This window comes from uncultured Methanobrevibacter sp. (genome assembly GCF_937881195.1).
Taxonomy (GTDB): Archaea; Methanobacteriota; Methanobacteria; order Methanobacteriales; family Methanobacteriaceae; genus Methanobinarius.
Genome location: NZ_CALGFC010000032.1, coordinates 71868 through 96184 on the forward strand (window position 1 = coordinate 71868; position 24317 = coordinate 96184).

Below are 24317 nucleotides of genomic sequence, written 5' to 3' on the forward strand. Positions count from 1 at the left end.
TTGCTATATGAAAAAACTATACAAAAATAGTAGGAATAATGAACAAAAAAACCGAAAGATAAAATAATATAAAAATTTGAGGAAAATTATATAAAAAGTAAATAAAATTTTGAAAACAAGAATATAATTATAAAAATTGTAGTTTTTAATAATTAAAATATAAAAGAAATAATAAGAAAAAAATAATAAAAGATAATTGAGAAATAATAAAAAATGTATATTTAATTATATTTAATAAAAAGTAATAAAGAATTAAAAAGTAATAAAAAATTTATTTTTAATTTTATTATACAAAAGTAATAAAAATATAAAAAATAATGAAAAAATAATTATTATGAAAAATTAAAATAAAACTAAAAAATTATAATAAAATTAGAATAAAACTAAAATTTGAAAATTACTTTTTTTTCATTCCAAAAAAATTAATAGCTCCAACCAAATCCCTAAATAATTCAAGTTCCTTCTCAATTACATTTTCTTCAGTTAGTGTTCCACTCATTTCTCCATCAACAGATAACTTATCCGGTCCTCGGCCGACTACTCTTTCAATACCATCAGAACTCAAAATTCTTTCTGCATCAATCTGATGAACAAAACATCTTCCAGGTATGATAGCCGTATCTTTAACATTAGATAAATCTAAATCTTCAAGATCTTCTTTTGTAATTAAACAAGCAATATCTTTTTTAGTAGCAATAACATTAACATCATCCGTATCCAACTTATCAAATATTTTTTCAATATATGGAGCAGCAATTTTAGAGGTTATTATTGTAGCCTCACCCACTATTTCCTGGATAAATTGTAAATATATTTCGTTTTCATCTTTTGATATTGCAAATGGAGCACCTGTATCCGGATCTGAGACCGGTGTCCCAGTAACCCTAATATTATATTTTTTATTTATATCTTCTACAAGTTTCTGAAATTCTTCAACACTTGTAGAATCAATATCTTTTATAATAGGTTCATTTCCAAGAATTAAACCTTCATTTGTAGTATTAGCAAATCTCATGAGAATCAAAGCTTTAGCACCCCAATTTTCAAGGTCTTCACAAGTTTGGTGTAAAACATCACCATCATTTACACCAGGAATAATAACTGTAGCTGCATGAAGTTCTGTACTCTCAGCAAAAATTTTCGCTGCTTTAATCGATTCTTCAGGATTAGGGTCTTTCATCCATTTTGCCCTAAGATCAGGATTAGAAGAAAACAAAGTAAATGTAACTTCATCTACTCCATTATTTATTAGTCTTGTAGCGATATCTGCATCATCAATACCCTTTCCACTTGTATATCCAAGATGCATAGGGATTTCAAATTGTTTTAAAGTTCCAGTTAATTCTTCAAGGTGAGGATAACAACTAACATCCCCCCCACCACTTATATTAACTTTTAGATTATTATCTGCTGGATTGATCATCATCAAAGTAGTTTGAATCTCATTTACAACAAAAAAAGGCATTTTAAATTCGTTTTTTGTTTCAGTAACGCCTTCACCACAATGAGAACAACCAATTTTACCAGAAGAACATTGAGAACATCCTAAAGGCTCAATAGATTTTACTTTTCTAAAATAACAATATTTACAGAAGCCTCGACAATCTTTTCCAGGAATCCCGCCAACATCAGCTACAATTTGCATATCAATACTATTTTTTTTATAGTATAAAAATCTTTTTAGTTAATAAAAATCATTTTAAATTAAATATCAAAAATAATTAAACATCCCAAAAAAACATATTTTATTCTTCATATGATTCATTTTTATGAGATTTATAACATCAATTAATCATGAAATATTATAAAAAGAAATAAAATAAATTAGAAAAAGAATAAAATAAATTAAAAAATAAAATAAATAAAATAAATTAGAAAAAGAATAAAATAAATTAAAGAATAAGATAAATAAAATAAATTAAAAAATAAAATAAATAAAATAAATTAGAAAATTATTTTTCTATTAATTAGTTTATTTCATTATATATTAAACCAATAGCTCTTGCTTGGAATAGAGTTAAAAATGATGGAATTATTAATAAATAAACAATCAATCCTATTATTGGAATAAATACAATCAAAGCAGCTATAAATGAAATAACAATTATGATTATACAAAGAAGTATAAACCAAATTATATAATTTCCCCATCCAATATTAGATATATTATTTATTATCTCCCTAAATTTAATAATTGAACCCAATTTACCAGATTCAGCTAATCTTGCCATAGCAATAAATGCAAATAATGAGAATATTATTGATAAAATTGCAGCAACTGTATTGACAATTAGCATAGCATAACCAGTATTAGCCATGTACATTGTAGCCATTGAATTAGGCATATATAATCCAGATTGGTTATAAGTATTTAATGATTGACTAAAAGAAGTAAACTCAGAAAATACTCCTAAAACATATGCAAGAATTAAAGTGATAACAAAAGGTATTATCATGTACACAATGTTTAAAATTAAAACTTTTATACCATCAATAATATTTTCAGACCATTGAAATTCAGGTAGAGCTTCTTCTTGACCCTCAAAAGATATATTTTTATTAATTATAGTTTCTCTTATAACACTAAGACTATATCCACTATAAATTAAAGCAACAACAAAAGTAAAAATTAATGCTATTATAAATATTATGGCTGCAGGGATAGCTTGAGCAAATGCCAAACTGATTAATGCAATCACCATAAATATACAAATTCCTATTATTAATAACCCTAGGATTAAAACCTTGCCCCAATCTTTACTAGGATATTTAAACGAATTTTTGAATAGTTCCGTAATGTTCATTTTATCACCTATTATAGAATTATCAAATAAATAATTTTATTACTTAATAATAATTATTCATTTATATCTATATATTATTTTACCAATAATAATTTATTTCATTGATAATCTTTATATATACTATTTTTATTTAATATAATATTTTTATTTAATATACTGATTTTTATATATAAAATAAAATTTACTTATCAATTTTACTTATTAATTTTAGATTTCCTATAAATTAAACCAACAGACCTTCCCCAAAATATTGTTATGAATGGTAAAATTATTAAAAATAATATAATAAAACCAAAAAATGGAATAACTGCAATTACAATTACTATAGATAAAATAAGAATTAATATAACACATAAAATTATAAGAGAAATTAAGTAATGTTTCCAAGTAATGTTTCCAATATCATATATTACTGCTTTTAAGTCCAAGGCAAATTTCATATCTCCATAATAAGAGAACCTAGAAATAGCAATAATCAAGAATATTGTTGATATAATAAATAAAATAACAGCAACAATAGGAACTAAAATAATATTATGAACACTCAAAACCATTGAATAAGTGGGAATAGATGTTTCATAACCAAAAGAAAAAAATGAAGTAATTATTTCAGAAATTATAGCATATGCACCAATTATATAAGAAAATAAAATAGTTATTACAATTGGCACAATATAATATATTATCGATATGAAAAATACTTTAATTCCTTTTGAAAAATTTTTAATAAGATTTAAATGAGGAAAATCTAATTTATTATCTACCGTATCTTTAATTATAAAAGTTATATATCCAATAGCAATAATAAATATGATGAAACCAATTAAATTTGAAATAAAATACAAAATCGGAGTTAAAAAATCTTGGCTTAATGCAGTAGTAATTGAAGGTAAAAGGGAAAATATGGCATCAAAAAAAAATAAAACACCTAAAGTTAATAATTTATCAATATCATTAATAGGATAAGATAAAGAATCTTGAAAAAGCCTTATGACCTTCATTTTTTCACCTGAAAACATTCTAATGTTCTAAAATTAATAAAATCATATAATTTTAATTAATAATGAAAAAACACAATCAAATAAAACAATATATGATTAATAATATAGAATTTGTAAAAAGATATTATTAAATCTATCGAAATTTAGTAATAACTACTCATATAATTCCATGTATTAAAAAATAAAGCTATGAAAAAGATTTTTATCTAATAATTAATTATTATTTAATATATTATATTCTAAAAGATATAAAATATAATGAATTCTTAGAATATATATAAAAAAAAAATTTATAAAAAATAAATTAAAATAATTAAAAGGAAAATATAATAAAAAAAATTAAAATAAAAATTGATATTGAAATAAATAAAAATTAAAATATCATATTTCTATTCTTTAGATTCATTATAGACTAAACCAAGAGCCCTTGCAGCAAAAATCTCTATATATGGCCTAATAATTAAAAATGCAATTATAAGTCCAATTACAGGAATAGCTGAAATCAAGTTAACTACAAAGCTGAGAATAAAAATGATTATTGCATAAAGAATAGCCCATAATATATAATTTCCCCAACTTATTTCACCAATTTTTTTGAAAACATCTACCATATTAACTGCAGATCCTAAACTTTCAGTATCGGCTAAAACAGCTTTAGCAGCTAAGAATAGTAAACCGAATATGATAAAAAGTATTGCAGCTACTATAAATACAGTTAAAAAACTAGCTCCAGCAGCACTTAAAAGAGATTCCGGTGCAGCAGCGAGTGATCCGCTTACAGCATAAAATGCTATTAATTGATATAAATGTTGAAAAGCACCAGTTGCATAAATCACAATTAAAGTGATTATTACAGGAATTATATAATATACTATACTTAATATAAGTACTTTGACTCCATCTACGAAATTTCTACCCCAATCAAATTCAGGCAAATCATCACCCTTATTAACTGTTTTTCGAACTATACTAAGGGTATAACCATAGATAATCAGAGTTATAATAACTGCAAGAATAAATGATATAATTCCTAGAATATCTGCAGCAATATATTGATTTAATACAATACCAAATGCTTGTAAAATAGCAAAAACGCCCATAATTAAAAATAAAACACCTAGTATTAATAACTTGTCCCATTGTTTTGTTGGATATGTTAATGAATCTTTAAAAAGTTCAACAATTTCCATATTTTCACCTCACATACACAAAAAATAATAATATTTTTTGTTATTAAATTATCTGTTTGATATTATTAATATAGTTTTAGGATTATTAAGATAAAATTTATAGATAAGATAAACTATTTAGATTCAATCATCTGATACTTAATAAGAAATACATAGTTAAAATAAAGCATTCAAAAAATCTAAATTGAAATTAAAAAATTATAATTAAAAAATTATAATTAAAAATATATAAAATTAATAAAAATATTAAGAAATTGATCATTATTGAATAAAAAATATTAAGAACTTAAAGATTTAATAATTTCTTTCAATCTTAGAATATCAATATCTGATTTTAAACCAATAGGATTAAAATGAGTCTTAGAAACTTTAAAACCTTCTTCGGTTATTTTATCCATAACATCGGCTATTTTAGGAGCACTTATTTTAAGATTTCTGCAAATTATATGAATATCATAAAAAGTGATAGGAGAATTTGCCTCTTCAATACATGTATTAAGCAATTTTAATATTTTATTCTCAGTATTTAGTTTTTTCTTATTAGGGTTATTTTCATCAAGTTTTTCAACCATTTTAGATATGAATTCAGAATTTTGAATCTTTCCAATCCATAATGGCCCTGCAGAAATCAATTTTTCTCCACAAACAGGACAATAATCAGGAATAGGGTTAGCTAAACCAACAACAGGAACCCTATAGAGACATTTTTTACAGTGCGAAATATAACCAATATTATTAGCTAATGAATTATCAGTAGCTGCTGAACCTTTATTTACTTTAATATATAAACGCATGTAATGTTCACTACTATGAGAAAGTTTAATGTCACCAATATACTTTTTATATTTAGCAAGTGTTAGAGAAACAAATCCTGCTAAAATTCTAATTCCATTTTCATGACAATACTCGCTTTTGTATGGTTTTGCATTATATTTCCGAATACAAGGTTCTTTATAAGTTCCACATAATGCAGAAGTATCTGTAGCAGTTATACAGAGAAGAGAATCCTTTTTTAGAGAATATCCTACAGAATCAACAAAATATGAAGGAGTTCCAAATGGATCTATATCTATTACATCAAATATTCCTCTGTTTTCCCTCAATATCATATTAGCTTCTTTTTGATAAAAATCAATTTCAACATTATTATTAATTGCATTTTCTTTTGATTGTTCTATAGCAAGAGAACTTATATCATTTACAGCAACCTCATTAACATTGAAAATTTCTTTTTTATACCTTATAGCGCGTATACCACTTCCTCCAAAAACATCACAAATATTTATTTCTCTTCCTATTTCCTCCTGAAATGTTTGTAAAGCAAGTATAGATATATCCCTATTAAATTCCATCCTAGGATTGTAAAAAACAGGAGCACTAGATGAAACTTTATCAAATTTAGGAACTTTGATTTCAACTAAACCTTCATTAATTATTTCTATATCATGTTCATTCATTAGCTACTCCCCTAATAATTAATTTTCAATATTAATAACATATTGAATTTTATTAGCATATTAACTTTCAAATATTTTATATTATATATTATTTAACTATCATTTAATTATTATTTATAAAATTATATACTAAGTCCTTATATCATCAACATATAATGAAAATACAAGAAATAAATAAAAATAATAGTAATGAATAAAAATACTAAAGATATTTTAATATGTATATATTTTTAAATATTAATAATTTTAATAATTTTAACTTTATAAATTTATATATAATTTAACAATTAATTAAATAAATCATTCAAACTAAAGATATATTAATGATAATTAAAATAAAAATAAAATATAAATAGTTATAATATAAATCATTGAGCTATAATTGATAGTTATAATAAAGGTGTATTAATGTCAGAAATAAAAATTCCTATTGCAAATCCAATTATTGGAGAAGAAGAGATAAAAGAAGTTGTTGAAGTTTTAAAATCAGGTTTTATTGCTCAAGGACCAAAAGTAGCTGAATTTGAAGAAAAATTTGCAGATTTTGTTGGCGCAAAATATGCAATAGCAACTAGCTCAGGTACAACAGCTTTACATGTAGCTCTTCTAGCTTGTGGAATTGGAGAAGGGGATGAAGTAATTACAACACCATTTTCATTTGCAGCTACTGGAAATTCTATTCTTTACACAGGAGCAAAACCTGTTTTTGTAGATATTGATAAAAAAACTTTTAACATAGATCCTAATAAAATAGAAGAAAAAATAAGTAAAAAAACAAAAGCAATTATGCCGGTACATCTATATGGTCAAGCAGCAGATATGGATAAAATTAAAGAGATAGCTGAAAAACATGATTTATATATAATTGAAGATGCTGCACAAGCTCATGGTTCTATATATAAAAACACTAAAGTAGGTAGTATAGGAGATATTGCTTGTTTTAGTTTTTACCCAACTAAAAATATGACTACTAGTGAAGGAGGAATCATAACTACAAATAACAAGGATTTAGCTGAAAAATCAAAGATTTATAGAGCTCACGGAGAAACAAAAAGATATGAACATGCAGTTTTGGGATATAATTACAGAATGACAGATATAGCTGCTGCTATTGGCCTTGCTCAATTAAAAAAAATTGATGACTTCAATCAAAAAAGAATTAATAATGCCAATTACCTTACTACTAATTTAAAAGGTGTTGAAGGAATATCAACTCCAAAAGTATTAAATGGTGTGAAACATGTTTATCACCAATACACTATAAAAATAGAAAAAGATAACAGGGACGAGTGGGTTAGTTTCCTTAATGATAATGGAATTGGAACTGGGATTCATTACCCAATACCCATCTATAAACAAGAGTTATATATCAATTTAGGATATGATGAAAATCTTGAAGAAACAGAGAAAGCTGCAAGTTCAGTTATTTCAATCCCCGTACATCCAAGCATTAGTGAAAAAGATTTAGACACTATTATTAAAGTAATAAAAGAAGCTTCAAATAAATTTAATTAATTTTATTTAATTAAATTTTATTTATTTAAGATTATTTAATCAATATTTATAAATTAATATTATATAAACAAAATTAGTTTATATAATATAGAATTAATTTTTATAATCTAAATATTAGTTTATATAATCTAAAATTAATTTACATCCATTAAAAGTGCATATATTATTATTAAAATTATATATAAAATTATTTTAAATATATTAACTCAATTATTTTAAATATATGAATTTATTTTCACATATTAAATTTTCAAACATAGCTATTTTTAATATTTATCAGAATAATTACATTATAACATTCTATTTTGACCATTTTGATTTATCCATCTATTTTTTATCAAAAAATATTTTTAATATTATAATCCATTTTATTAGTTTATAATATTACAGTTATAGTATTCCAATTATATTACAGAAGAAGAATGATAATTATAATTATAATGATAATAAAATGAATTATTATATAGGAATTATATAAACATATAATAATTATATGAACTAAATATTATATTTTAATTAAAAATAAATATCATATTAGTAAATATTATAAAAAAATTTTTAAATTTATTAATATTATAAATGTAGTAAAATTAATGAGATGTTGAATATGAATAAAAAATATTTTAAAATTATTATTGTTCTAATTTTTTTATTATTTGTTGTTTCTACAATAGAATGTTCTATAGCCACAACTAAAGTTGATGATAACATTTCAAACTCAGAAAACACTCTTAAATCAAATTACACTAATAATTCTGAAATAAACATAAACAATGAATATTTAAATTCAAATAATAGTGCTTTAAATGATGTGAAAAAAACAACAAGTAAAAATTCAAATGATTTGAATAGTAATACAAGTACTAAAAAGAAATCTAAGATAGAAAGTGGTTGTTGTTCAATAATCCTTCAAGTAAATTCTAGTGCTTATGCTTATGCTTATAGAAGAGATTCAACATATGCAGCAAATTTGTACATAAAAAAAGTAAAATTATATGGAATAGAGGCCTTAAAAGAATATAAAACAACAAACACTTACTTTTTCCACTCCATAATATTTAAAAATGGTTGGTACCTTGGAGCAGGAGGTAGTGATAATCCAAGTGTTAATAAATATCTTGAGAATTTAGGCGCAAAAATGGTATATAAAAATTCTATAACAAAAAATTACTTGGAAAAAGCTATGAAAAAAGTTAGAAGTTTAGGAATAGGGCATTTTGTTATTAAATCCCCAAAAGGAAAAGTGGGAGTTGTAGTTTATAATTATGGTGTTTCAAAAATGAATATCTTTAGGATGAAATCTGGAGAATATTTAAGCATTCCAAACAGCCCTAATCTTTTTAGGCATAGTAAATATACTGTTAAAAAAAATAATCCTGTTGATGCAGCTATATATATAGCTGGTACAGATAGTTTTGGAGTTAATAGGAGAAATATAATGGTTTATAATGTTACAAATTTTAAGTATAATAAGAATAATACTAAAAACAACATAAATACCAAAACACTTATAAAAATATGGGTAACAAACGATAATGGCAAATATGTTGGAAGAAATACAGGTAGTAAGTCAGATAATGTTTTTTTTAATGGTAAAAAAGTCAGAGCGGGATCTATACCAATTATTCCTAATAAAAAGTATATTGGAAGAGTTGTACTTAAATAAAAAGTGAAAAATAAAAATAAAAAAAGATTGAAGATAATATAATTTTTAGAGCATATATATTAAAAATAAAATTATGTTAAGAATAAAGTTATATTAAGAAAATTAATATTAAATATATAATATATATTAAATAATCTATCAATTAATTATCTCATTAACAGTATCAACTTTATCTTTTAATCCCCTATTTTTTTTATCTCTTCTATCATCTATTTTTAGAACAGTGTATACCCTATTAGCACCAATATTGAAAACTGCTTCTTGAGCAGATTTAATTGCATCATAAACCTCATCAAGATTTTGAGCTTCAATCTGAGTTCCCATACCCGTAAGTTTATATTTAAGTCCAGAATCCTTAATAGCCTGAACAGCTACAGCAACATATTCACCTAAGTCAGTACCCTCTGTTCCAATAGGAACAACACCAAAATCTACAAGTATCATAATTTTACCATTAAAATTTTGTATAATATATTATTTTTATTAATTGTAATTATTATATTAAATATTAGCTATTTTTAATAACAAATAAACCTAAAATATTAGCTATCTTCAATTAGCCGAATAAGTTCAATATCATTTAAATCTTTAAGATTATCACTTAAGTATATAATTGCATCATAAATTTCTTCTGCTCTTTTACCGAGTAATTGACCATTTAAATCATTTTCAGCTAAAACAATGACCTTTTCTGGATGTAAAGAAGATTTTTTCCTATTTATATCATTATGAATATGCTTAACCCTAGTTTCTATCCCTTTTAATGCAGATTCGGGGATTTTTGGATTAATCTCTTTAATATCCAATACATTAAGAGGGACACTAGCCACTATTATTCTCTGAACATCAACCCCTAATTTTTTTAAAGTCTTTTTAAAATTATTTTTAGAGGTTATAAAAAGAATATTTTCAGTTAAATTAGATATATCAATTTTTTCTTCTTTTTTCTCAATAACATTAAAGTCAACTAAAATAGAATCTATATTTTTTCTTGCTGAAATAAGGAATTTTGTGAATTTTTCTGCTTCTTCTTTAGAAAGTTGATGCTTTGGTAAGCTACTATAAATAAAATCTTCTGCAGCTATTAAATCCTTAAATATATTTTCAAACCTTTTTAAGTTAATATCTGAAGCATTAGGAGATTTTAATTTAAAATTTTCTTCAGAATTAGCAGCTGATTTTTTTAATAAACTTTGAGCCTGTTTTAATCGAAGATCTTTCATGAAAATTCCCTTATTTGTTTAGAAAAAAATTAAAGCATGTGAATTGAACTTGAATCTTCTTTAACAACATTCAAGACGGTCTGAGTATACGTTCGTTCGACATATGGTTCTTTTAGTAAATCTTTTACAAAAACATCCAATTCATCGGTATCTTTGAACTTAGCTATTAAAAATGCATCATATTCTCCAGTAACATCATAAATAGCTAAAACATGCCTACTAAAAGATTCTTTATTTTCCCAATTCTGTAGTTTTCCACCTTTTACCCTAACTCCAATAATACTTGTAAGGCCATAGCCAAGTTTCCTATGATCCATTATTGGAGCAAACTTCTTGATTACTCCTGTTTTCATTAATTTATCAACACGATTATGAACAGTCCCTACAGAAATATCAAGTTCCCTAGAAATCTGCCTATAAGGAGTTCTAGCATCTTCATTTATCATTTCAATAATATTTTTATCTGTTTCATCGATGACAACCAATTCATCTTTGTTATTACTACTCATAGTATCCTCCTAAAAATAATAATTAAATTAACCAACCACAATTAGTAATGAAAAATATAAGATGAAAAATTTATTTCATCCTAATTTTAAAATTACTACACCTTTGAACAATGTTTAGTTTTTCATTATTAATATTCTTTTTCTTTTTAAATTTTTTATAAAAACATTATATTGATACATTTATAGTTTATTAAATATCATATTTAAAATAAAAATATTCTATTAATAACAAACAGTTGTAATTATTATATAAATTACAATTAATAAATAGCAAAAAGGCAAAAAAATGAGAAATGTTAAAATATATTGAAAAATATTAAAAATTGTTGAAAAATGTTAAAATATGATGAAAAATATTAATAAATTTCTAAAATATTAGAAAATTATAAAAAGTAGAAAAAGTAGAAAAAGTAGAAAAATTAATAGATATATGAATTAATTTATATTAAAATTATATTATAGCACTTTCACTTAAAAGTTTTACAAGAATATAATTATACATTTGAGACCTTTTTATATCTGCAATTTCAGCCAAATGTTTGTCATTTATCATAACATTAGCTATTTCTTCATTATATTTATCATAATCAAGTTTAACCCTAACACCATCAAGTTGGCTTGTGACCGGAGTTGGTGAAATTATTTCAGATATAGCTGGAACTTGATTTTCAATTGCATTCTTTACTAATATAGATGGAGCTAAAGGTGGATCTAAAGCCATGTCCTTTCTTTTTTTATCTAAAGTTTTTTCAACAACTTCAACTAATTTTCTAAGAGCCCTTATATTTTCTCCTCTTTTTAGTCTCCTTGGAATTCTGCCCAAACCACTAACATATTCATCAGCACCTGGAAGATCATTAATATCTATTTCAGGAGCCCCTGTAACAATTACAGGAATATCAATATCATCAAATAAGAAAGTTTTATCTATTATACACTGTTTAAAACTACCAAGAGCATATATGGCTATATCATGCTCTTCAATCAATCTTTTCTCATATTCCGTGATTCCTGCAGTACCCTTACCTGCACCACGAGCAAGCCCAATCATATTATCTTTTGCACCAAATCTTCTAAGATATTCAGAAATATCACAAGCAGCATGAGGAAGATGGTGTCTTGCAAGAGTTGGAGACACAATAGCTATTTCACAACCAGCCATTGGAGCAATAGATATTTTACCCAACAATTCTTTTGATTTTTCTTTAATTTTATCAACATCATCAATAGGAATTGCCATGTTTAAAATTAAATCCATCTGAAGAATATTCTCCTGAAGAATAAATCCTCCTAAATCATCGATGAGTTCTCTTATTTCTTCACTTTTATGGACTCCTCCAGAATAAGTTAGGGTTTCATACACATTTTCATCTCCAAATATGATACAAAAATTAATCCAATATTATTATACAATAATATAATTCTAATTATATAATATAATTCTAATTATTATTAATAATTTTAATTATATAAAATTTATAATTATTATTAGAATTCAATACAAATTATATTATTAATAATGAAAAGGATATATTAATAACAACTTAAATTTATTAATAATAATTAGATTTATTAATTATAAAGTAGATTTCTTAATGATAATTTATATTTATAATCATTATTTATAAAATTATTTAATTATTTAATTATTTAAACAATAGTTCTCACAATCCTAAAAACCATAGGAAACTATTAAATAGGTATATTTTAATCATGAAGATTAATCATAGAAAATTAGAATATATTTAAAAACAAAGAATATTATTAAAAAATATAAAATATTATCAAAAAACAAAGAGTATTATTAAAAAAATATAAAATATTATTAAAAAATATTATTTAATTTTTAAATTATTTAAAATAGAATATCTCAATTCAGCTCTTTTAATTGGATCCTTAGGGGCATTATTATGAGTAGGGATAGAAATTAATATGTTTGATCCGTCTTTATTGTTAAAATTCATATAATCAGGAAATATAGTATAATCTGATTTTGAATCATTATCTTCTAATTCGACTATTGTAAACCCCATATCCTCAACAATATCCCTTAAAAAAAGAGAATATACTTTAACTCTTATATTTAAATTTTTTTTTCGAAAATCTCTTTTTTTATCATTATCCAGCCAATCAAGTGCTAAAGAATAATTTGAAAATATATCACTGATTAATTTAGAACTTAAATCAGATTCATTTAAAAATAAATCATTATTTTTTAGACTAAGCTCTTCAATGTCAGAATTAAAATTGTCATCTGGGATTGAATAATTAATGTTGAGTTTATTATTTGGAATTTTTTTAAGTTTTGATACTTGAACAATACTATTTTTTATTTGAGTGAAAGTATTTAATTTTATTTTTAATGAATCCATTTTAGTATCACTTTCAGATAAAATAATAGCTATATCCCCCTCTTCATTATCAGGGTTCTTATTAACTTTATAATTAATTATACCTGCAAATTCAAGTATTTTTTCACACATTGGTGTTGTAACGATTTTCATATTACCTAATTCACATATTAATGTTATTGAGAGATTATTATAATTAGATACAATTTTAGAATGATGATAATTTTTATAAATATAATTTATTATAATAATTATAAATTCTCATAATATAGGACCTGATTAATATTTTAATTAAAATTTTTTTTAAATATTTAATTAAAAATTTCTAATAAATAATTAAATATTTTTAATTAATGTTTCTAATAAATAATTAAATATTTTTAATTAATGTTTCTAACTAATAATTTTAATTAATAGTTTTTAACTAATAATTTTTAATTATATTTATTGTGTTAATATTTTATAATTATAACCAATTTATCTTAAATCATTTACTAACAATAGACATTTAAATATATAAATATACTATTTAAAAAAATATATTAAATTCTTTATATAATAATCCTCTTTATATAATATATTCATTATAATTATAATAATATTAAACTATTATAATAATAAAATTAAATATTAATTTTATAATTATTAGAATTAATTATAATTATCAAACAAAAATAAAATATAAAAAATATATAAAAAAATATATAAAAAGGAAAAAACATGGAAATTACATTAAGTCTTGAAAAAACAAATTCGAAAGATATTTCTATAATGGTGGATGCTTTTAGAGCTAGTACTAGTATTACAATTGCATTAGATAAATTTGAAGAAGTCATACCTACATTTACACCTGAAGAAGCTAAAAAAATAGCTAAAGAAAAAAAAGGAATACTCGCAGGAGAACGTATGGGAAAAGCTTTAAAAGGCTTTGATTTGGGAAATTCCCCAGTTGAAATAAATAATCTAAATACAAACATTAAGAACCTAATATTAACAACTAGTAATGGAACAAGAATTTTAAAAGATATGAAATCAACAATCCTTATAGGTTGTTTTATAAATGCAAAAGCAGTCGCTGAAAAAAGTTTACATATAGCAAAAGAGAATAATTATACACATATTGATGTGGTTATGGCAGGATGGAAAGGAAATTTTGCAATAGAAGATTTTTTAGCTAGTGGAGAGATATTATATTGGATTCAAGAAGAATTTGATGAGAAATATTCCGATGAAAAGTTTAATATTAGTGAATATGCACAAAGTGCTATTTTAGCTAGTAGAAACTATAAAGAAGCTAAAGAAATAGTCTATAATACAAAATCTTCTAACAGATTGAAAAAATTAGGATATGAAAAAGACATAGAATTTTCTTTAAGAAAAAATATTAGTCAAAATGTAGCTATTTATGATAAAGGTGCTTTAAAGCTATATAAATAAAGTAAAAATTATGAAAATAATATCTTATAAAAAAATTGCACATAGTTTTATATATACATAGTAACATATTATTATAGCTAATAATATTAATTTTACAATTATTATAAAAATTATTAAATATATAAATCATATGATTATTTATTATTAAGTTAAAAAATCATAAACTCAAAAAGTTTTATTAATTAAGAGTGTTTTTTAATGAAAAGAGAATGTTTAACAATTATAGGAACCGCTCATGTCTCCCAAAATAGTGTCGAAGAAGTTAAAAATGCAATATATGAACAAAACCCAGAAGTAGTTGCAATAGAACTTGATATTGGAAGATATGAACGCCTTATGAAAGAACAGGCAGGTATTGAAGAAGATGAAGAAATATCTGTAACAAAAATAATTAAAGAAAACAAAGTTGGTTTATTTGTAGCTAGTGGAATTTTAACATACATCCAAAGTAAAATTGGGGAAGATGTAGATGTTAAACCAGGTTCTGAAATGATTGGAGCTATAGAAGCAGCTAATGAAATAGGTGCAAAAATTTCTTTAATTGATAGAGATATAAACATAACACTTCAAAGAGCCCTAAATGAAATGTCCTTATGGGAAAAATTAAAATTTGTAATAAGTGCAATCTCTTCATTGTTTGCAAGTGATGATGAGCTTCAAGATATTGAAGATTTAAAAAATCAGGACACATTAGATGAAGTAATGGATTATTTTAAAGAAGCATCCCCTAGTGCTTATAAAGTTCTTGTTAAAGAAAGAGATGCTTATCTTGCAAATAGCATTTTAAATATACCAGAAGATCATGTTATAGCTGTGGTTGGAGCAGGCCACAAAGAAGGAATGACGAAATATTTAGACAATCCTGAGAAAATTCCTCCAATAGAAGAATTAACCAGTATTGAAAAAAAAAGAGGCATTCCATGGCTTAAAATTATATTAGCAGCTATTCCAATATCTTTTGTGGTGATATTTTTTCTTGCTTTTTTAAATGGAATTAATATAGAGAATAATCTTTTAGAATTTGTTTTAATAGGTGGTGGAACTGCCTTTATTGGGTCAATACTTTCAGGTTCAAAAATACAATCTGCAGTGGTTGGTTTTATTGTTGCACCACTTACTATAATACACCCTCTTCTAGCTGCAGGATGGTTTTCTGGATTGACAGAAGCTAAATATAGAAAAGTGAGAACAAGCGATATTCGTAATTTAAGCAAAATTGATAGTTTCAGAGATCTTTGGAACAATAACATATTTAGAATATTATTAGTTGTTATTGGAACAAATTTAGGAGTAAGTATTGCTACTTTAGTTATATTACCATCAAGAGTATTTATACCATTATTCTTGAAAATATTTGGATATTGAAACATTATAGAGATAATGATTATAAAATATAATATTATGCAAAAATTATATTAATTATAGAATCATATTAATTGATAATTATATTTTTTATTAAATTCCATATTAATAAAATATCATATTAATAAAATAATTATAATTCAATAAAATAAAGTTAATTATAATATATTTGAAATTATAATCTAATTTAAGTTATAATATGACCATGATATTATAAATTATGGTTCAAAATAATAAATATATAAAATTAATTATAATATATAAATTAATTATTTTATTTGGAGAAAAAATGTATTTTATTTTTCGTTGCGATTGTGGCAGAGTTTTATATGCAAAAGAGGGAGTATCTACAAGAAAATGTGTTTGTGGAAAATCTCTAAAAGTGAAAAAAAGAAGAATTTTCAAAAAGGTAGAATCTATTGAAGAAGCTACTGAATCTGTCCAAAAAATGCAGGAAGAGATTTACGGCAGAAGTACATTCAAAAAAGCTAATGAAATTCCTAAAAAACGATTTTTAAACTGATATTAATCAGATTATAATAAATTCTAAATAATAAAAATCGAAAATGAAATAAAATAAAATATAACAAAATAGAATATACCATAACAAATATAATAAATTTTAAAATAGAAAGAATTTATAAATTTATATGAGAATTATTACGCTCATCAAGGAAATAGAGAAATGATATATGACACAATAATAGAAATCATCATAATACTCATTTTAATAGTTTTAAATGGAGTATTGGCTATGTCAGAACTTGCAATCGTATCTTCTAGAAGGAGTAAATTGCAACAAATGGCAAATAATGGTAAAAAACATGCTAACACAGTCATAGAATTAATAGATGACCCTAATCAATTTTTATCTACAATACAAATTGGAATTACACTTATTGGTATTTTAGCAGGTGCTTTTGGTGGTGCAACATTAGCAGAACCCCTATCTCAAAATTTAACTTTCTTAGGAAGTTATGCTAGTGTAATTAGTGTTATAATTGTTGTTTTAATAATAACATATTTATCTTTAGTAATTGGAGAACTAGTTCCAAAAAGAATAGCATTAAATAACCCTGAAAATATTGCTGTAAGTTTAGCTAAATACATGAAGATTCTTTCTAAAATTTGTGGACCCTTAGTTAAAATATTAAGCTCTTCAACAAATTTCATTTTAAAAATTATAGGTTCAAAGGAATCAAAAGAAAGTGTAGTCACTGAAGATGAAATAAAGATGTTAATTGAAGAAGGACTAGAAGATGGAACAATTGAAAAAGAAGAAGAAGATATAATTAAAAGAGTTTTCCGTCTTGATGATCAAAAAGTAGATATGCTTATGACTCCAAAAAATGAGATTATATGGATAGATCTTGAAGAAAGTTTAGAAGAGTCAAAAAGAAAGATTATAGAAAGTGAAAGGTCGATATTTCCAGTAGCTGAAGGAGATCTAGATAATTTGTTAGGAGTTGTACAATCTAAGGATATACTCAGCTCAATTTTTAAAGAAGAAAATCTTAATATTAGAAATTATCTAAAAAAACCATTAATTGTGCCAGAAAATCTTCCTTCATTGGATATATTAAAATTATTTAAAGAAAATCTTGAATATGTCCATATTGCTATTGTTGTTGATGAATATGGTAGTGTAGAAGGTTTAATTACTTTAAACGATATATTAGAAGGCATAGTTGGAGACATTCCAGGAATAGATGAAATGGATGAGCCTACAGCTATCCAGAGAACAGATGGTTCATGGTTAATAGATAGTGGTTATTCTGTTGATAGATTTAAGGAATTATTTAAAATTGAAGACCTATACGAAGATGAAGGAAATTTTACCACATTAGCAGGTTTTATTCTTAGTTATCTTAACAAAATACCTGAAACAGGGGAAACATTTAGTTGGAAGAACTTTGATTTTGAAATAGTTGATATGGATGGGCATCATATTGATAAAGTATTAGTCTTAAAAAAAGACATAGAACCCCCTAAAGAAGAAGAAGGAGTATAATAAATATTAATAATTTTAATTATATAAAAAAAATATTGGAATAAAAATGCCAATAAAATAATAGAGAAAATATTTAAAAAAAATTTTAATATTAATAAAAATTCAATAGTGAAAAATTTAATGATAAAAAATTTATTAAAATGATAAATCTAAAATATTATAAATATTAATTTTTAATAAATATAAAAAGTAGTTTATTAATATTTAACTATTACTAATAAGGTCAGTTATCTCACAAGCTTTACATATTAGCCCAGAACATGGTTCTCCACATTTTTTACATTCATTAATATTATTTTTTTGAGTTTTTATGTCTAAAATCATTTTTTTAAATGATTCCATTATATTTTCTTTGGTTCCGGGATTTTTAGATTCTATTTTATTAAGAAAATTTTTCGTTTTTCCTCTGAGAGATATATTAGAATAAGGACACTCATCAAAATGGATGTTAATATTGTTCATTACTGCCCAAATCCCAACATCTTTTTCTGATGTATTCCATAAGGGTTTAATTCTTGGAATAAGTTTTGGATGTATCATACTAAGCATTGGGCCAAATTTAGAGAATTTAATTGTATCCGCCCTGGAAAAACTCATTAAAAAAGATTGAATCTCATCATCAAGATTATGTCCTGTTGCAATTTTATCTGCACCAATTTCAAATGCTGTTTTGTTTAAAATACTTCTCCTAAAAACTCCACAGGGAATACATGCACTTTTAAAATGATGGTAAATATTATCTAATTTAAATCCTACCTCTTCACTAAAAGATTTTTGTATAAGTTCTACATCAAGCTTTTCTGCATTTTTTATAGCAGACTCAATTCCATGTTTTCTATAACCGTCAATACCTTCATCAACCGAAATAGCAGTCAAATCAAAATCAATATTTGAATCATTTTGGTATTTAACTAAAGCATATAATGTTAAAACACTATCTTTTCCACCAGAAAGAGCAACGGCAATATTATCTCCATTATCAATAAGATTATATTGATTTATGAGTTTTTCTATTTTAGAAAATATTTTTTTATTAAATTCTTCTTTCTTTAAAATAGTCATGATAATCACCGTTATAAAAAAAATATTTTTAATTAAATGTATTTGTATTAAAAATACCAAAAATAAATGCATTAATATAAATAATACCACAAAATTATAATGTCATTAAAATTATATTTATAATTATTACCAATATATCAAAAATACACTAATCTAATCCAAAAAATATTATAAATAATATTTTTAATTCAAAACTTAATTTAATAATCTTTTTAAATTCAAAGTTTTATCCAAAAGCTCATCATTTAAGTATTTTTTATTAATATATTTATCATATATAGCTAACCTTTCTTTGAGACTTAAGCCGACTTCTTTTGTTAATTCATGCATATGATTAATTTCAGGCCAAGGAGACTCTGGATTAACATAATCCTTACTAACAGGAGAGATTCCTCCCCAATCATCAGCACCACATAATAAAAACATCTGATTTGTTTCATGATTAAGATTTGGTGGAACTTGAATAGAAACATTCTGAAACAATAATTTAGCTACTGAAACTGTCCTAATCATGTCTAAAACAGAAGGTTCTTTGTTTTTTTCCATTGGAATTCCCTTTTTAGATCTAAAATTTTGAATAATAATTTCTTGTATATGCCCATATTTATTATTCAATTCTTTTATTTTCAAGAGAGAATTAGCAATTTCTTCTTTTGTTTCACCAATTCCAATTAATATTCCTGTTGTATAGGGGATTTTTAGGCTTCCTGCATCATCAATAGTTTTAATTCTAATTTTAGGATCTTTTCCAGGACTATTTATATGTGCATCCATACTTTTAAGCCGATCAGATGAATTTTCAAGCATCATACCCATTGAAACATTCACTTCTTTTAGTGACTTCATTTCATTATAACTTAAAACACCAGCATTAGTATGAGGAAGAAGATTTGTATTTTTTATTGTGGATTCACAAATATCATAAATATATTCATTCATATTTTCAAAGCCTTTTTCCCTTAAAGCATTCATTACCACTTTTTCTTGATCTGCTTGTTCTCCAAAAGTGAATAAAGCTTCTTTACATCCATATCTTTCTGCATTTTTTAGTTGATAAATGACTTCTTTTTTATCTTTAAGAATAATTGCATTTTTATCATTAGGATCTTTTCTAAATGTGCAGTAGCCACAATAATTTCTACATATCTCTGTTAAAGGAATAAAAACATTTTTAGAATAAGTAATAATATTATTCTCTCTTTTTGAATTAGCAATTCTCATTAAATCAATGATATCATTTTGTTTAGTGTTTAAAAGAGTTAAAATCTCATTTTTATTTAATTTTCCTTTTTCTAAATTAGAATCACAAATATCAGAAATCATATAATTAACCTTATAATCTAAATCAACTTAAAATCAAATTAAATCAAATATGATTTAATTTGAATAAAATTAAACTAAATAAAACAAAAAATAAACTTAATTAATAAATAAAATAAAGAAGTGGTTCAAAAACTTGAATAATTCGCTTATAAAACATTTAAATAAAGTTTAATTATTGAATTCGTAAAAATCAATCTTTTTCATCATCAGAAACTACAACTTCTACAAATAATGGACCCACATCAGCTTTATCTTTCCAGGTAACTATAAATACTCCGGAATGAGTTAAATTCATTAATTTAAATTTAACAAATAAATTCATAGCTTCTAAAGATTTTGTCATCCTGAGTATGCCATTAGAATCAGTATCTCCTTGTACAGAAACATTAGCCCTTATTTGTTCATCCATCCTATTTATAAGTTTTCCAGCTTCTTCAGATACAACATCTATTTCATTTCCTTGAAGTATATCTTTTAATTCATCTAATTTTGATTCTATTTCATCAATAGAAATATTTTTTGGGGATCTTCCCCTAACAATTAGAATTCTATCAGTATCTAAAGCAGCCCGTGATCCATCAAAAGCTTCAAAAAATCCCATTACTTGTCCTGCAATTTTATGCAATTTAACCATTAAATCACTCTTTATTTAATTTATATTTATTATATTATAATTTAATTTATTAAAAGTTTTATTAATTTCAATTAATATTTGCATTATTAATTTATTTAATAGTTTATTAATTAATTTATAATTAACTACTATTAGTTCATTTAATTTATTAAATAATATTATTCATTATACTATCAATTAGATAATTTATTTATTAGATAATCTATTTATTAGATAATCTATTTATTAGATAATTTATTTATATATATTTTATTAAATAAATAAAAAATTTATAAAAAAATCTATAAGAAATTTATAAAAAATTTATAAAAAATTCAGATAAATGAGTAAAAAACAAAAATAATAATTTATAAAAAAATTAATTTAAAATTTGAGGAATTGTTAAGCAGTAAAACCCCAAAAAACATATATAGATAAATTTTTTTATATATAGCTCACATATAAACAAAATCTTAGAAGATAAATTTCTATCAATTATCTTCTATTTCTGCTTTTAATTCACCCATAGTTGAAATTTTCTCTGCAAATGCATTATGTCTATGAATACTCTCCTCATTTACCTGACGAACTGTTACTAAAGTATCATCTGGAAGATGAGAATAATTTTGAATAATTTTCTCAACCATGTTTCTAACGCAATCTTCAACAAATCCTGGTTTTTTATGGGCTTGCATGACAATAGCATTCTCATCAGGCCGTTTAAGAAGTTCACATACTGGAGAACTCATAGAATCCTCAATGATTTGGATTATATCTTCTCCACGAACAACATGATGCTCTGGAACTTCTATTATTACTGTTCCAATTCCTCTTTGATTATGTGAAGCAAAAGTAACAGTATCTAAAACTTTTTTAGTGGTTTCCTCATCTAAGAACTCCAATAGCTTAGAACGATCAGCTTCCATTACAGACTCCTGTGCACATGGACAAACAGTCATTCCAACAACTTCTGCACCAATACTTTTCCTTATATTAAATTCACCATTTTTTCTATATCCAACAGCTTTTGCTATAAGTTTTGTCATTTCTTGAGTTTTGTTTTCTGTGACTGGTGATTTTTTAACAAACATAAAATCACTGATCATTCTTACTTCAGCCACTTTAGCATATTTGTGTTTTTCCATCATTGTTTTGACGATTTCAGCACATAATGATTCAATCTCAACAGAACTTTTATTTACAACTTCTTCTACAACTTCACTAATAGCTTCTGGACTTCGAGACATGTGAATACCACGTTGATCACTTGGAAGATCTACAAAAGCATCAAATTTAGGAATAAGAACTATTGGTCTTTTTTGACCTCTTTCTATTTTTAAAAGTTTTTTTACTCCAGTAACTCCAACACGAGTTAAATGAACTGGGATTTTAGGCATATTATCTTGTGTATCTGGGAAACAAACTACCAACTGTAACACCACAGTAAATATAATTCAATTTCATGAATATGGATAAAATAATTATTCATGAATAGCTAAAAATTTAATCAAATAAAAAAATTTACAAAAAATTATAAAATTTTATAAAATTTTATAAATATATACAAACTTTAAACATTGAAAATTACATACTTTTTATATAGAGTTTATATGTATATTCCATATATTTATTTTCCATGTTTATTTTCTAAATTTATTTTCTAAATATATAATTCCATATTTATAATATTATAATCTTTGTACAAATAATCATTTAAAACTATCTAAAAAATAGTATATTATAAAAATTATCAAACTAAAAATGAAATATGAACATTTAACTCATTATTAATATTTTGATAAAAATATTAAAAATTTAATAACAAATTAATATTAAGAACATCCCTAGAATTAATAGATTCTTGCATCAACAACACAATGTACTACTCCGGGAGAGTATTTTTTTATAATCCTATTGCCAATTATTTCTACTTCTCGATTCTTAGCAATTAACTTAATTCTTTTTATAGGGCGAGTGTTCATCAATTTTTCTGGAACAGTTTCATGATAATGTATAATTCCACCAGAATTTAGCGAATTGATAGCAGGAGATAAAAAATTATGTGTTGTCTTAACATATCCCATTAAAATTCTATCAGCAGATATATTAGGAGTTATTTCAGCAGAATCTCCCAAAATAGGCTTAATTACATCATAACCCAAATTTTGATGGGATTTTTTGTTAATTTTATTTAAAGATATATTTTCATTAAGATAATAATAAGATTCTGGATTTATTTCTATGGAATAAACTTTTCTGGGGTTAGAATGAAATGCGAGAGGTATTGAAAAATAACCAATTCCTGCAAACATGTCCAAAACAATTTCATCATCTTCCACAAGATTTGAAATCCTCATTCGCTCATTAGTATTACCCTTTGACCACATCACCTTAGATATATCTAATTTAAATAAACAACCATTTTCTTTATGAATAGTTTCAGTTGATTTACTACCTGCTAAAATTTCAACAGAAGGTTTTCTCATTTTTCCATTGATAGATTTAATTTTAGCTATAGTATCGACATTATGTTCTTTTAAAAGATCATTTAAATTATTATAATATTCTAATTCTAAATTATCATCAATTATTAGTATTTTGCCAATTTTCTTCCATTTCATTTTATCTATTTATATCCATTTTCAATTTATTTATTATAATATTATTAAATTTATTATTATTCAAAATATATTAATTATATTATTTATTCAATAAAATATATTATTAATTATAATTTATTTAATTGATTTAATTTAAAAAACTATTTATTAAAAAATCCATTTAGTTTTATTT

At 23.8% G+C, this 24317-nt stretch carries 21 protein-coding genes; 6 read left to right on the forward strand and 15 right to left on the reverse strand.

The genetic code is table 11. The features are described from left to right. Nucleotides 1-397: 397 nt before the first annotated feature. The 5 genes from mmp10 to Q0087_RS05200 form a co-directional block, all read right to left on the reverse strand. Entirely contained in the window at nucleotides 398-1645 is a 1248-nt protein-coding gene (gene mmp10 / locus Q0087_RS05180) for a methyl coenzyme M reductase-arginine methyltransferase Mmp10 (RefSeq protein ID WP_297898610.1), read from the reverse strand. Nucleotides 1646-1967: 322 nt separating this feature from the next. After that, complete coding sequence (locus Q0087_RS05185) at nucleotides 1968-2804, reverse strand: DUF4013 domain-containing protein (RefSeq protein ID WP_297898611.1); 837 nt, start codon at nucleotides 2802-2804, stop codon at nucleotides 1968-1970. A 194-nt stretch (nucleotides 2805-2998) separates the two neighbouring features. After that, nucleotides 2999-3805, reverse strand: coding sequence for a DUF4013 domain-containing protein (locus Q0087_RS05190; protein WP_297898612.1), 807 nt, complete (start codon nucleotides 3803-3805; stop codon nucleotides 2999-3001). Nucleotides 3806-4194: 389 nt separating this feature from the next. Further along, a complete protein-coding gene (locus Q0087_RS05195; RefSeq protein WP_297898613.1) occupies nucleotides 4195-4995 on the reverse strand; it encodes a DUF4013 domain-containing protein in 801 nt (266 codons plus the stop codon). Nucleotides 4996-5273: 278 nt separating this feature from the next. Then, on the reverse strand, nucleotides 5274-6452 hold the full coding sequence (locus Q0087_RS05200; RefSeq protein WP_297898614.1) for a tRNA (guanine(10)-N(2))-dimethyltransferase: 1179 nt from the start codon (nucleotides 6450-6452) through the stop codon (nucleotides 5274-5276). Between the two features lie 408 nt (nucleotides 6453-6860). Between Q0087_RS05200 and Q0087_RS05205 the strand changes: the two genes are divergently transcribed. Both Q0087_RS05205 and Q0087_RS05210 read left to right on the forward strand, forming a co-directional pair. Then, nucleotides 6861-7967 carry a DegT/DnrJ/EryC1/StrS aminotransferase family protein gene (locus Q0087_RS05205; RefSeq protein WP_297898615.1) on the forward strand — a complete coding sequence of 369 codons (1107 nt, stop codon included), beginning with the start codon at nucleotides 6861-6863 and terminating at the stop codon, nucleotides 7965-7967. Between the two features lie 607 nt (nucleotides 7968-8574). Beyond that, the gene (locus Q0087_RS05210) at nucleotides 8575-9633 is read left to right on the forward strand and encodes a hypothetical protein (RefSeq protein WP_297898616.1); all 1059 of its coding nucleotides are present in this window, start codon (nucleotides 8575-8577) and stop codon (nucleotides 9631-9633) included. 138 nt (nucleotides 9634-9771) lie between these two features. On the opposite strand, the gene Q0087_RS05215 is transcribed toward Q0087_RS05210, so the two are convergent. The 5 genes from Q0087_RS05215 to Q0087_RS05235 all read right to left on the reverse strand — a co-directional run bounded on the left by Q0087_RS05215 (nucleotide 9772) and on the right by Q0087_RS05235 (nucleotide 13869). After that, complete coding sequence (locus Q0087_RS05215) at nucleotides 9772-10077, reverse strand: MTH1187 family thiamine-binding protein (protein WP_297898617.1); 306 nt, start codon at nucleotides 10075-10077, stop codon at nucleotides 9772-9774. 98 nt (nucleotides 10078-10175) lie between these two features. Next, nucleotides 10176-10856 (reverse strand): DUF2100 domain-containing protein, encoded by a 681-nt coding sequence (locus Q0087_RS05220; protein WP_297898618.1) that lies wholly within the window; start codon nucleotides 10854-10856, stop codon nucleotides 10176-10178. Between the two features lie 29 nt (nucleotides 10857-10885). Continuing rightward, a complete protein-coding gene (locus Q0087_RS05225) occupies nucleotides 10886-11365 on the reverse strand; it encodes an Lrp/AsnC family transcriptional regulator (RefSeq protein ID WP_297898619.1) in 480 nt (159 codons plus the stop codon). Between the two features lie 451 nt (nucleotides 11366-11816). Beyond that, nucleotides 11817-12728 (reverse strand): methanogenesis marker 7 protein, encoded by a 912-nt coding sequence (locus tag Q0087_RS05230; RefSeq protein ID WP_297898620.1) that lies wholly within the window; start codon nucleotides 12726-12728, stop codon nucleotides 11817-11819. Nucleotides 12729-13200: 472 nt separating this feature from the next. Continuing rightward, nucleotides 13201-13869, reverse strand: a complete 669-nt coding sequence (locus tag Q0087_RS05235) for a hypothetical protein (RefSeq protein ID WP_297898621.1) — start codon at nucleotides 13867-13869, stop codon at nucleotides 13201-13203. 567 nt (nucleotides 13870-14436) lie between these two features. Between Q0087_RS05235 and comB the strand changes: the two genes are divergently transcribed. The 4 genes from comB to Q0087_RS05255 all read left to right on the forward strand — a co-directional run bounded on the left by comB (nucleotide 14437) and on the right by Q0087_RS05255 (nucleotide 18526). Beyond that, the gene (gene comB / locus Q0087_RS05240; protein WP_297898622.1) at nucleotides 14437-15153 is read left to right on the forward strand and encodes a 2-phosphosulfolactate phosphatase; all 717 of its coding nucleotides are present in this window, start codon (nucleotides 14437-14439) and stop codon (nucleotides 15151-15153) included. Between the two features lie 198 nt (nucleotides 15154-15351). Next, entirely contained in the window at nucleotides 15352-16518 is a 1167-nt protein-coding gene (locus Q0087_RS05245; RefSeq protein WP_297898623.1) for a TraB/GumN family protein, read from the forward strand. A gap of 286 nt (nucleotides 16519-16804) precedes the next feature. Then, nucleotides 16805-17038: a DUF1922 domain-containing protein gene (locus Q0087_RS05250; protein WP_297898624.1), complete on the forward strand. Its 234-nt coding sequence runs from the start codon at nucleotides 16805-16807 to the stop codon at nucleotides 17036-17038. A 165-nt stretch (nucleotides 17039-17203) separates the two neighbouring features. Beyond that, the gene (locus tag Q0087_RS05255) at nucleotides 17204-18526 is read left to right on the forward strand and encodes a hemolysin family protein (protein WP_323383890.1); all 1323 of its coding nucleotides are present in this window, start codon (nucleotides 17204-17206) and stop codon (nucleotides 18524-18526) included. Nucleotides 18527-18730: 204 nt separating this feature from the next. Here the strand turns inward: Q0087_RS05255 and Q0087_RS05260 are convergent, their stop codons facing one another. From Q0087_RS05260 to Q0087_RS05280, 5 genes are all read right to left on the reverse strand, one after another. Continuing rightward, a complete protein-coding gene (locus tag Q0087_RS05260; RefSeq protein ID WP_297898626.1) occupies nucleotides 18731-19588 on the reverse strand; it encodes a TIGR00269 family protein in 858 nt (285 codons plus the stop codon). A gap of 195 nt (nucleotides 19589-19783) precedes the next feature. Continuing rightward, a complete protein-coding gene (gene cofG, locus Q0087_RS05265; protein WP_297898627.1) occupies nucleotides 19784-20911 on the reverse strand; it encodes a 7,8-didemethyl-8-hydroxy-5-deazariboflavin synthase subunit CofG in 1128 nt (375 codons plus the stop codon). 190 nt (nucleotides 20912-21101) lie between these two features. Next, nucleotides 21102-21545 carry a DUF2120 family protein gene (locus Q0087_RS05270; RefSeq protein WP_297898628.1) on the reverse strand — a complete coding sequence of 148 codons (444 nt, stop codon included), beginning with the start codon at nucleotides 21543-21545 and terminating at the stop codon, nucleotides 21102-21104. 470 nt (nucleotides 21546-22015) lie between these two features. Further along, a complete protein-coding gene (gene mptA / locus Q0087_RS05275; RefSeq protein ID WP_297898629.1) occupies nucleotides 22016-22954 on the reverse strand; it encodes a GTP cyclohydrolase MptA in 939 nt (312 codons plus the stop codon). A gap of 420 nt (nucleotides 22955-23374) precedes the next feature. Continuing rightward, entirely contained in the window at nucleotides 23375-24145 is a 771-nt protein-coding gene (locus Q0087_RS05280; RefSeq protein ID WP_297898630.1) for a class I SAM-dependent methyltransferase family protein, read from the reverse strand. Nucleotides 24146-24317: the final 172 nt, after the last annotated feature.